This is a genomic window from Polaromonas sp. P1_G4 (genome assembly GCF_056405475.1).
This window is the reverse complement of record NZ_JBFUCA010000120.1, coordinates 1-9,965: the sequence shown is the minus strand read 5'-3', so window position 1 is coordinate 9,965 and position 9,965 is coordinate 1. Positions and strand designations below refer to the sequence as shown.

Here is a 9,965-nt window from a genome sequence, read left to right as displayed (position 1 = left end):
GTGGACAACCGCGGCGGCGGCAACGGCAACATCGCCGGCCAGATGGTCGCGCGAGGCCCGGCCGATGGCACCAGCCTGCTGGTGCAGTACTCGGGCTACCAATGCATCACGCCGCTGATCCAGCCGGTGCCCGGCTTTGACCCGGCGACCAACCTCAAGCCGCTGGGCCATTTGATTGACGCGCCGCAGCTGCTGGTGGTACGCGGCAACTTTCCCGCCGACAACTTTGTGGACTTCATCAAGTACGTCAAGGCCAACCCCGGCAAGGTCAACTATGCATCCAGTGGCAACGGCTCGCTGCAGCATGTGACGACCGAGCTGCTCAAGGACCTGACCAAGACTTTCATGGTGCACATCCCTTATCGCGGTACGGGCCCGGCGCTGAACGACCTGCTGGCCGGCACGGTGGACTTCACCATCACCACACCGCCGCCGCTGCTGCCGCACATCCGCGCAGGTAAACTCAAGGCGCTGATGGTGACCGGCCGCACGCGCCTGGCCGCGCAACCCAATGTGCCGACCGCCATCGAGACCGGCGTGCCGCTGGTGGCATCGTCGTGGTTCGCGGTCTACGGGCCGACAGGACTGYCCGCCGACCTGCAAGGCCGACTCTCGCTGGCCATCAAGCAGGTGGTGGAGTCGGAAGGCTTCAGGAAGCGCGCCGAAGAGCAAGGCGCGAAAGCGGTTGTGATGAGCGGCGCCGAGCTGGCTACCCTGGGTGACAACGAGCGCAAGATGTGGGGCCGGATCGTGAAACTGGCGAACATTAAAGCCGACTGAAGTCTTTAACAGCCCGCAAAAAGCGGCACAGCCCCGGTGCAAATCGCGCCGGGACTGTGCCGCTTTTTTTGTGGAGGAGAGTCTTAGCTCAGATCGGCGATCAAATCGATGTACTGCTGCATTRCATCGTCCTGCGAGGTGCCCTTGAGGCTGTTCCAGGCGTCCCACTTGGCGCGGGCCACCATGTCACCGAAGCCGGGCTTCTTGTCGGCGTTGTCACCGCTGCTGCCCTGCTTGTAGAGCGCGTAAATCTTCAGCAGCGTCGCGTTGTCGGGGCGCTCGCTGAGGTTTTTCGAATCGGCCATGGCTTTGTCGAAGGCAGCTTTCAGGTCTGACATGAGAAATCTCCGTTTTTAGAAGTGGGTCACCAATGAGGTGGCTTGGGGTAACTGCCCGGTATCTTAGCGAGGCCGTTACCGCCAAAATAGAGGATTACCCCCACGCTTTTCACTACGTGTAATGCGCTGCCCCCCGAGGGGGTTAATTTTCCTTGGGGGCGGCCCGGCGGAAAATTCTTTCCGACAGGTAATTTAGTTGGTTTTAGGGAGTGCTCATGGTTACACGCGTTACCGCTCAGGCCGCAGGCCGAAAAGTGGCAAAAAACGTCCAGAAGAACGTCAAGCGGGCCGTCTCGGGAACCCTGGGCATTTCAGGGGAGCGCATGAGCAAGGTCGACACGGCCTGGCTGCGCATGGACAACGATGCCAACCTCATGATGATCGTGGGCGTGTGGCAGCTTGCGCCGGGCGTCAGGTACGCAGCCGTCTGCGAACGCATCGAAAACAGCCTGCTGAAGTACGACCGCTTCAAGCAGCGCGTGATGGAAGACGCCGCCGGCGCCACCTGGGTGATGGACCGCAACTTCGACCTGGCCAACCATGTCGTGCAGGAGAAATTGGCCAAATCAGCCAACCAGGAGCAGGCCCTGCAGGACCGCGTGGCCGTGCTTGCCACCCAGCGCCTGGACCCGAAACGCCCGCTGTGGCAAATTCACCTGATCGAGGATTACACCGGGCCCGATGGCGTCAAGGGCAGCGCGATGATCGTGCGCATCCACCACTGCATCGCGGACGGTATTGCGCTGATCTCCGTGACCATGTCGCTGGTCGATGGCGGCACGCCGCCGCCTGAGCGGCGCAAGAAGGCTGCGGCGGCTACCGGCACGGAAGACTGGATTGCCGACACCCTGCTCAAGCCCTTCACCGACATCACCGTCAAGGCACTGGGTGCCGTCGGTGAAGGTGCAGCGCGCTCGCTGGGCATGCTGGGTGACCCCAAAAAGGGCATGGAAGACGGCATGCACGGCTCCATGGACATGGCCAAGGTCTTGATGCAGGTGCTCAAGGACGGCGCCGCGCTGGCCCTGATGCCCGACGACTCCAAGACCCGGCTCAAAGGCAAGCCCGGCGGCGCAAAAAAAGTGGCCTGGTGCCAGCCGATTCCGCTGGACGAGGTCAAAGCCGTGGGCAAGGCACTCAACTGCTCGATCAACGACGTGCTGCTCAGCTGCGTGGCCGGCGCCCTGGGCGAATATTTGAAAACCTTCGGTGACGATGTGGCGGGCCAGGAGATTCGCGCCATGGTGCCGGTCAACCTGCGGCCGCTGGACCAGGCGCACAAGCTGGGCAACCGGTTCGGCCTGGTGCCGCTGGTGCTTCCCATCGGGGTGGAGAATCCGATCGAGCGCGTCTACGAGGTGCGCCGGCGCATGGCTGCGCTCAAGGGCAGCTACCAGCCGTTGCTGGCTTTCAGCCTGCTGGCGGTGGCGGGCCTTTTGATCAAGCCGGCGCAGGACGTGATGCTCAACCTCTTTGCCAAGAAAACCACGGCTGTGATGACCAACGTGCCTGGCCCGCGCGAAAAGCTCAAGTTCTGCGGCTCGACACTGGAGCAGAGCATGTTCTGGGTACCGCAGTCGGGCGACGTGGGGCTGGGCGTGTCTATCTTGAGCTACGGCGGCGGCGTGCAGTTCGGCGTGATCACCGACAGCACCCTGTGCCCGGAGCCGCAGCGCATCATCGATGAGTTTGTGCCGGAGTTCGCCAAGCTGTCCATCGTGACGCTGATGTTGCCTTGGGGAGAGTGAGCCCTCGCTGTGCGTCGCAGTTGCCAGGAAGCTCCGGTTAATTTTTTTGAGATTTTTATGGCCTTAGCCCAATAACGACGGGCGCAAGCAGCTACTTTTTTGATAGCACATCCCGCAGCAACTCCACCGCGCGGAAAAGGCGTCAGGCTGCAAAACGCTGTGAGGCGATGGCCAACAGTCCGTCGAAGATGAGGCTGTCCACCAGCTCAAACTTCACCGACATGCTGGGCGCCATCTTCCAGCCAGCGCCGCCGGTCATGATGCATTCGGGTGTTTCGCCGCAGTGGCGGGCGACGTTTTCCACCATGCGGTGTATCGCACCGGCAATGGCGAAAGTGCCGCCGCTGGTCAGCGCATCGCTGGTATTGGTGGGAAAGTCGCGCACCTCGCCGGTAGGAACGTGCAGACCGGCCGTGCCGGACTCGAGCGCGCGCAGCATGATGCCGTGGCCTGGAAGAATGAAGCCGCCCAGGAATTTGCCGGAAGCGTCGATCGCCTCGACCGTCACGGCGGTACCCACCATGACAACCACGCAAGGCTTGTTGATGCCGCGCGCCAGCAGCCGGTGGCGCGCACCGATCATGGCCACCCAACGGTCAGCGCCCAACCTGGCCGGATGGTCATAGCCATTGGTGACACCAGCCTCATGCGGGCTGGAAACGACCCAGTGCGGCGCCACGTCCCAGAGTTCCATCTGCTCGACCACACGCCGCTTGATGGCGTCGCCGGCAACGATGCAGCCGAGGATACGCGACGGAGGTTGCATGCCGCCCCACTCTTCTTCGGACAGCTTGTCGATGTTTTCCAGAAACACCGCGCCCTGCGCCAGCAGCTTGGCCTTGGGCACAGGGGCTTCGTACTGGGCCCATTTCAGGCGGGTGTTACCCACGTCAAGCGCTAGGAAGGTCATTTGGCGGATTATGAACAGGTTTGAAGCGCACCTGCAGGCGCAGGCCTACAGGTTTTCCAGTAGACGCGGCAAAGAACGCTCAGATCAATCCGAACCAGCACGCGCGCTGGATGGCGGCCAGCTTGTTGTCGACCTTGAGTTTGGTCATGGCATTGGAGAGGTGAAAGTTCACCGTGCGTTCGCTGCAGGCCAGCAACTCGCCGGTCTCGCGTGCCGTCATCCCCTGGAAGGCCAGGCTCAGGCATTCGAGTTCGCGCGGGCTCAGCGGGCTGCGCGCTTCGGCCAGCGCGCGCTTGAGCAGCGGCCAGATGTTGAGGGCCGACCAGGCCAGCAAGGCCGCCTCGCTGCGGTCATGCCACTGGCGCGGGCTGAAGAGGTAGCATTCAAAGGCCCGCCCCACCGTCAACGGAAAGGCGATGCGCACCACGCTTTGGTAACCGTGAGCCAGCCACAGCCGGCGCCAGCGGCCCAGGCTTTCGAAAGCGGTTTTGGAAATATCCTGCCAGGCGACAAGAGGTGCGTCGGAGTCGCGCCACGGGGCGCCGAAGTCCCGGCTCTCGGCCAGGGCCTCGGCGGCATCCAGCAGGCGCGGAGGGTGAATGGCCAGCACCAGCCGGTCTTCCTGCCCCCCGAACGGGTCGGGGCCCAGTACCATGAGCGCTTCGACCGAGAACTCGCGAAGGGCGCACAGCCAGTCGCTGATGACGCCGTCCAGGCTGACGCTGTCAAAGTTGGCAGGTAACAGCATTAGCTTGACGAGATAAGAACCGGGACAATACAGTCAAATGTCAAATGCATCATCAGTCAGGTTCCCGGTTGTGCTGGAGAAGTTCTTAACGTGAGGAGCGCCCGCTTTCACGCGTGGCTTGCGCGGCGTCCCCTGCTTCAGTGGCTGCGCGAGGAACTGATCCTTGCGCCCCTGGAGCCCATTTTGCATCCATCCCCGCGGCGGCTGTGGTGGCTGGGTCTTTCTTTTTTTTCGGGCAACGCCCTGTTCGCCTGGATCTGGTCGGTCTGGCTGCCGCAGCCCTATGAAAACCTTCCGCTGCGCGTCGTGGCCAGCGTGCTGGGCTACAGCCTGATGACCAAACGCGTCAACCATGACCCGGGAAGCCGGCTGGCGCAACGGGTATTTGGTGTGGTGTTCTGGCTCGAACTGCCGGTCCTGTTCAGCTGGATGTACCTGTGCAACGGCAGCAATACCGTGTGGCTGGCCACCCTGGCGGCCATGGTGCTGATCTACTACCATGTCACTGACTGGCGCCTGGCGACCCTGGGCACCATCACTGGGGGGGGGCTGGCCTGGGTCATGTTCCTGTACGTGGGGCCGGCGGTTCCCGCCCTGCCGGAAGACCAGCGCACCGTGCATGCCGTGGTATTTGCGTTTGCCTGGTCGATCGCGCTGGTGCTGAACCTTTCCTCGGCCAACCTGCGGCGGGAACAGCTTTCCAGCACGCTCACTACCATCGGCATCATGGCGCACGAGCTGCGCACGCCGCTGTCGACGGCAGCCCTGCTGGGCGATGCGATCCAGCTGGAGGTACAGCGCCAGCCCGACAACCCGCGCGCGCTGCAGCTGGACAAACTGGCGCTGCGCCTTCACGCACTGGTTCGAAACATGAACCACCAAATCGACACACAGATCGCGAATGCCAAGCTGCTGCAGCTGCCACGGCATACCCAACAGGTCGCGGCCGGCAAATTGGTCCAGGATGTCGTGGCGGCGTATCCCTACCAGTCGAGTCGCCAGAGGGAATGCGTGCGGGTGCTTGTTCACGATGACTTCACCTTCCGTTCTTCCGCCACACAGTTTTCCCAGGTGCTGGACAACCTCATCAAGAACGCGCTGCATTCCCTGATGGCGGCTGACTCGAAATACCCGCACGGCGCCCTGCGCATTGAAGTCGGCAGGACGCAGGCGCGCGGCCGCATCATGGTGGCCGATGAGGGCATGGGTATCGACGCTGCCTTGCTGCCGCAGATTTTCAAGCCGTTCTTCTCGAGCAACCGCGGCACGGGGCATGGCCTGGGCCTGGCCTTTTGCCAGCAAGTGGTACAAAGCGCAGGTGGCACCATTCATGTGAAATCAGAGTTCGCCGTGGGAGCTGCTTTTACCATCGAGCTGCCGATTACGGCCTGATACCTTGCACATGATTTGCTTTTGACAACCCGCGCTAGACTGACAACATGTCCTTTGCACTTTACCGCCGTCCCGGAGGCGTGGTTTTCCTGGACGACGACCCGGATTATCTCGAAATGCTCGCGGAAGTCATGCCGCTGGACTGGCATGTACGCCTGTTCCTGCGCCCGGTGGCGTGTATAGACCTGCTGCTCCAGGAGCCGGTGCGCTGGGAAGCGGATGCCTGGCGCCAGCAGGAAATCATCAATCGATGGCGCGAGGGGTCGGCCCTGATCCCGCAAATCCTGCAGTACTGGCGGGAAGACGGCACGGCGCGATTTGCGCTCACGCAGGTCTGCGTGGTGGACTATTCCATGCCGGCCATGAGCGGGCTGAGGGTGTTGAGCGAGCTGACCGGGTGGTCGGGTTCGCGCGTTTTGCTGACAGGCAGGGCCGACGAGCAACTTGCCGTGTCGGCCTTCAACCGCGGGCTGATCGAACAATTCATTCCCAAGCAATCTCCGGAGATCCGGCTGCGCCTGACCGATGCGGTGCAGGCGCTGCTGCGACAGCCCGATCCCCGGCACCAGCAGACCTGGCGGGCGACGCTGTCCCGCGCGCAGCATGCGCTGCTGTGCGAAACATCCGTCGCGCAGGAGCTGGAAAACCTGGCGCTGCGGCAAGGCTGGATCGAGCATGTGGTGATCGGTGCACCCTTCGGTGTGCTGGCCCTTGACCGCAAAGGCAGCGTCAGCTGGTTGCAGCTGGAACCCGCCGGGAACCTGCCAGAGCTTGCCGAAATGGCGGCATCGCAAGGCTGGGATGCCTCGACCGTGAAGGACGTGGCAGCGGGCAGGAAACTCATCGATCTGGAACTGCAGCTGGCACTGGGCGCCGGCCACAAACCCCAGCCGCGCCAGGCCTTCGCCATCGCTTCCGGTCCGACCGTACTCCATGCGGCGCTTTTTACCGTCGGCGAGCCTTTTAACCCCGGCTTCATGAGCAGCCACGAGCGATTTATTGCCACCTCGGGTGAGAGACACCTTCAGGACTGACGCCGGCATCATGCCTCCTGGCCGGCCCGGGCGCGCCGTGCAATCGGCCAGTCCCATGGTTTCACGATCGGCGCGATCTCGCGTGCGACCGCTTCCACATGGTCCAGTTCGGAATCCATCAGCCCGGCATTCAGAGTTAACCTCATCATCGCGCGTTTGCTGCTGGTGGCCGGCGCGCAGAACATCGACGAAAACACGTTGCGCTCCTCCAGCCGGTCCCGCAACACCATGGTGTCGGATTCCAGTCCAACCTCCAGCGCAATGATCTGCTGGCTGCCCTGATGGATGGGATAGCCCAGCTCGCTCAAGGCAGACCGCAACCTGCGCGTGTGGGCGTGAAGCCTTGCACGCGCATCGTCGCTGTTGCGGATCACCTCCAGCGTGGCTGCAAGGCCGGCAATCTCGTGCGGCAGCAGGCTGGAGCTGAAGATATTGGGAAAGCTTGAACAGAGAATGTAATAGCGCATGTGCGCCGGCGCGGTAAAAAAGCCGGCCCGGCCGGCAAAAGCCTTGGCAAGGCTGGCGGTGATGAAGTGCACGCGGCTGGTGAGGCCCAACTCGGCGCACAGCCCCGCACCTTCCGGGCCGTGTGTGCCCAGCGAGTGCGATTCATCCACCAGGATCATGCAGCCGTGCTGCTCGGCCACATCGACAATTTCCCCCAGGGGACAGATGGCACCCGTGGTGCTGTACACGGAATCGACCACCACGATGCCAGGGCCGTTCCTGGCGATCATCCGGGCGAGATGAACCGGATCATTGTGGCGAAAAGCGAAAGCCGGGGCGCGCGCCGCATGGGCGCCTTCCCACAACGATGCATGGGCCAGCGTATCAAGGTATACAGGGGTCTGCGCATCGGCAATCGCCTGCAGCACGCCGACATTGGCCGCATAACCCGATTGGCAAATGAAGCCGTCGTCCTTGCCGACCCAGGATGCCAGTGCCAGCTCCAGCGTGTGTGTGGGATGCTGGTTCAGGTGGAAGACACCGGACTGCACCACAAACTCCCGCTCCTTACGCAAGGCTTCCACCTGCGCGTGAACGATGTGCGGATGGCCAGTGACGCTGAGGTAGTCGTTGCCGTCCAGCCGGATGGCATTGGAGTCCGGTGTTTTGCCATGAAGCATGAACTTTCCGCTCCACTGCTGATTCCAGCGCGGCGTGAAGTCACGGGATATTCGCTGGCATAACTGGGCACCAAGGGCAGGGTTGGAAAACTGCGCGGCGTCAGGGGAAAGTTTGCGTTCGAGTACTTGCATGAGGGAGCTCCGTTAAAAAGGGGAACCCCATTGAAAGCGCTCAAACAAATTGATACTTCTTACCCCCTGTCAGAATTAACAGGGGGTACATCGATACACCAAATTTGCGACATCGTGGTGTGAACTATTCACCTCATTTTTAGGAAGTCCAACCGTCATTTAATTACATATTCAAGTTACAAAAAGTAGATGTACCGGCCACCGAAGGTGGCAGTCATCTCAACCCTGCTTCCACGGCAAGCCCCAAAAACGCCAGCCACCCTTGCGGCCGCGCTGCCCCTGCTCATCAGCATCGCCTTCAAAACCTTCGAGGATGTTGTAAGCCTGGACACCCAGCTCGGTCGCGCGTTTGGCCGCTGCGACCGAACGTACGCCGCTGCGGCACAACAGCACTGCCTTCTTGCCGGCAGGCACGGCGTCCTTCAGTCCTTCCTCAAAACCAGCATTGATCGCCATGCCCGGCCATTGCTTCCAGGCCAGAGGTACTGCGCCGGGCACATAGCCCACCCATTCACGTTCGGCGTCGGTCCGCACATCCACCAGCACGGCTTCACCCGACTGCATCCACTCAAAAGCCAGCTGTGGAGAAATATCGCCGGCATAACCGGAAGCAGGCTGGACACCAGGCCGCGCGGAAGCATTTGCAGAAGTGTTTTTTTCCATGACAGGGCCTCTCAGTTCAAATGTTGACCAACAGGTATATGGGCGTGTATGCATCTCATGGCAACGGCCCAAACCAGCAGATCAAGTTTATCCACCTGAAACCACCCATCAGACGGTGAGGGGCATAGGCTGGCCGCGCGCCCTCCTCACGTGGGCTGGGCATGCACAATCATCCTACCGATGAACTGCAGGAGACCCGGATGCCCCGCAACAACGCCGACACACCTTCTCCACAAGAGGTACAGCCTGGCAAGGCAAGCTTCAAGGCGCTGGCCAAAACCGTAGCCCCCTGGCAACCCTCCCCGACGAAGCCCAAGGGGTTTTCCCTCGCCAGCCTTGACCCGGCAGCCAAGCCGTTCTCGACGGGCGACAAGCTACGTGATAAAGCTGYCGTCGAAGCACTGGCCACGGAGATTGACGGATTGCAAAACCTGTTTTACGCGGACAAACGCTACAAACTTCTTGTGGTCCTGCAGGGAACGGACACCTCAGGCAAGGACGGGACATTGCGCGGTGTCTTTGGGCGCATCAGCCCGCTGGGCGTACGGACGGTCAGCTGGAAGGCTCCGACGGAAGATGAGCGGGCGCATGACTACCTGTGGCGAATCCATCAGCAGTTGCCGGGCACGGGGGAGATCGTGATTTTCAACCGCAGCCATTACGAAGATGTGTTGGTGCCGCCCGTCAACGGATGGATCACATCGGCACAAACAGCACAGCGGTTCCGGCACATCAACGACTTCGAACGCATGCTCTCGGAAACCGGTACGGTGATCCTCAAGTTCATGTTGCATATCAGTCCCGATGAGCAAAAGCAACGGCTGCAGGAGCGACTGGATGACCCCGCCAAACACTGGAAATTCAGCGCGGGCGACCTGGAGGTCCGCAAGCAGTGGAAGCAGTACCAGAAGGCTTACGAAACGCTGCTCCAGGCCACTTGCACTCCTTGGGCACCCTGGACCGTGGTGCCAGCGGACTCCAAGACGCATCGCAACCTGATGATCGCCACCCTCGTCCGGGCCAGGTTGCAGGAACTGAAGCTACGCTTTCCGCCGGGCGATCCGGCCCTCAGGGGGCTGAAAGTCACCTGAGC

At 61.8% G+C, this 9,965-nt stretch carries 10 protein-coding genes; 5 read left to right on the top strand and 5 right to left on the bottom strand.

Annotated elements, in window-relative coordinates; genetic code table 11:
- The coding region (locus tag AC1D1X_RS08265) for a Bug family tripartite tricarboxylate transporter substrate binding protein (RefSeq protein ID WP_477698119.1) at positions 1-780 on the top strand (780 nt) is incomplete at its 5' end.
- An 83-nt stretch (positions 781-863) separates the two neighbouring features.
- Here AC1D1X_RS08265 and AC1D1X_RS08260 read toward each other — a convergent pair.
- Complete coding sequence (locus AC1D1X_RS08260; protein ID WP_477698118.1) at positions 864-1,118, bottom strand: acyl-CoA-binding protein; 255 nt, start codon at positions 1,116-1,118, stop codon at positions 864-866.
- Between the two features lie 215 nt (positions 1,119-1,333).
- Here AC1D1X_RS08260 and AC1D1X_RS08255 point away from each other — a divergent pair, with 215 nt between their 5' ends.
- Positions 1,334-2,866 (top strand): wax ester/triacylglycerol synthase family O-acyltransferase, encoded by a 1,533-nt coding sequence (locus AC1D1X_RS08255; protein WP_477668559.1) that lies wholly within the window; start codon positions 1,334-1,336, stop codon positions 2,864-2,866.
- Positions 2,867-3,008: 142 nt separating this feature from the next.
- Here the strand turns inward: AC1D1X_RS08255 and AC1D1X_RS08250 are convergent, their stop codons facing one another.
- Together AC1D1X_RS08250 and AC1D1X_RS08245 are read right to left on the bottom strand one after the other, a co-directional pair.
- Positions 3,009-3,776, bottom strand: coding sequence for a type III pantothenate kinase (locus AC1D1X_RS08250; RefSeq protein WP_477668560.1), 768 nt, complete (start codon positions 3,774-3,776; stop codon positions 3,009-3,011).
- Between the two features lie 79 nt (positions 3,777-3,855).
- Positions 3,856-4,524, bottom strand: coding sequence for a helix-turn-helix transcriptional regulator (locus tag AC1D1X_RS08245; RefSeq protein ID WP_477666524.1), 669 nt, complete (start codon positions 4,522-4,524; stop codon positions 3,856-3,858).
- Positions 4,525-4,614: 90 nt separating this feature from the next.
- Between AC1D1X_RS08245 and AC1D1X_RS08240 the strand changes: the two genes are divergently transcribed.
- Both AC1D1X_RS08240 and AC1D1X_RS08235 read left to right on the top strand, forming a co-directional pair.
- Positions 4,615-5,916: a sensor histidine kinase gene (locus AC1D1X_RS08240; RefSeq protein WP_477668561.1), complete on the top strand. Its 1,302-nt coding sequence runs from the start codon at positions 4,615-4,617 to the stop codon at positions 5,914-5,916.
- Positions 5,917-5,963: 47 nt separating this feature from the next.
- Positions 5,964-6,950, top strand: coding sequence for a response regulator (locus AC1D1X_RS08235; RefSeq protein WP_477668562.1), 987 nt, complete (start codon positions 5,964-5,966; stop codon positions 6,948-6,950).
- A gap of 8 nt (positions 6,951-6,958) precedes the next feature.
- Here the strand turns inward: AC1D1X_RS08235 and cqsA are convergent, their stop codons facing one another.
- Together cqsA and AC1D1X_RS08225 are read right to left on the bottom strand one after the other, a co-directional pair.
- The gene (gene cqsA / locus AC1D1X_RS08230; protein ID WP_477668563.1) at positions 6,959-8,209 is read right to left on the bottom strand and encodes an alpha-hydroxyketone-type quorum-sensing autoinducer synthase; all 1,251 of its coding nucleotides are present in this window, start codon (positions 8,207-8,209) and stop codon (positions 6,959-6,961) included.
- Between the two features lie 219 nt (positions 8,210-8,428).
- Entirely contained in the window at positions 8,429-8,872 is a 444-nt protein-coding gene (locus tag AC1D1X_RS08225) for a rhodanese-like domain-containing protein (RefSeq protein WP_477668564.1), read from the bottom strand.
- 200 nt (positions 8,873-9,072) lie between these two features.
- On the opposite strand from AC1D1X_RS08225, the gene AC1D1X_RS08220 reads away from it, so the two are divergent.
- Positions 9,073-9,963 carry a PPK2 family polyphosphate kinase gene (locus tag AC1D1X_RS08220; protein ID WP_477698117.1) on the top strand — a complete coding sequence of 297 codons (891 nt, stop codon included), beginning with the start codon at positions 9,073-9,075 and terminating at the stop codon, positions 9,961-9,963.
- Positions 9,964-9,965: the final 2 nt, after the last annotated feature.

Coding starts and splice junctions, on each gene's coding strand:
- AC1D1X_RS08255 (WP_477668559.1), top strand. CDS start 1,334: ATGGTTACACGCGTTACCGCTCAGGCCGCAGGCCGAAAAGTGGCAAAA.
- AC1D1X_RS08250 (WP_477668560.1), bottom strand. CDS start 3,776: ATGACCTTCCTAGCGCTTGACGTGGGTAACACCCGCCTGAAATGGGCC.
- AC1D1X_RS08245 (WP_477666524.1), bottom strand. CDS start 4,524: ATGCTGTTACCTGCCAACTTTGACAGCGTCAGCCTGGACGGCGTCATC.
- AC1D1X_RS08235 (WP_477668562.1), top strand. CDS start 5,964: ATGTCCTTTGCACTTTACCGCCGTCCCGGAGGCGTGGTTTTCCTGGAC.
- cqsA (WP_477668563.1), bottom strand. CDS start 8,209: ATGCAAGTACTCGAACGCAAACTTTCCCCTGACGCCGCGCAGTTTTCC.
- AC1D1X_RS08225 (WP_477668564.1), bottom strand. CDS start 8,872: ATGGAAAAAAACACTTCTGCAAATGCTTCCGCGCGGCCTGGTGTCCAG.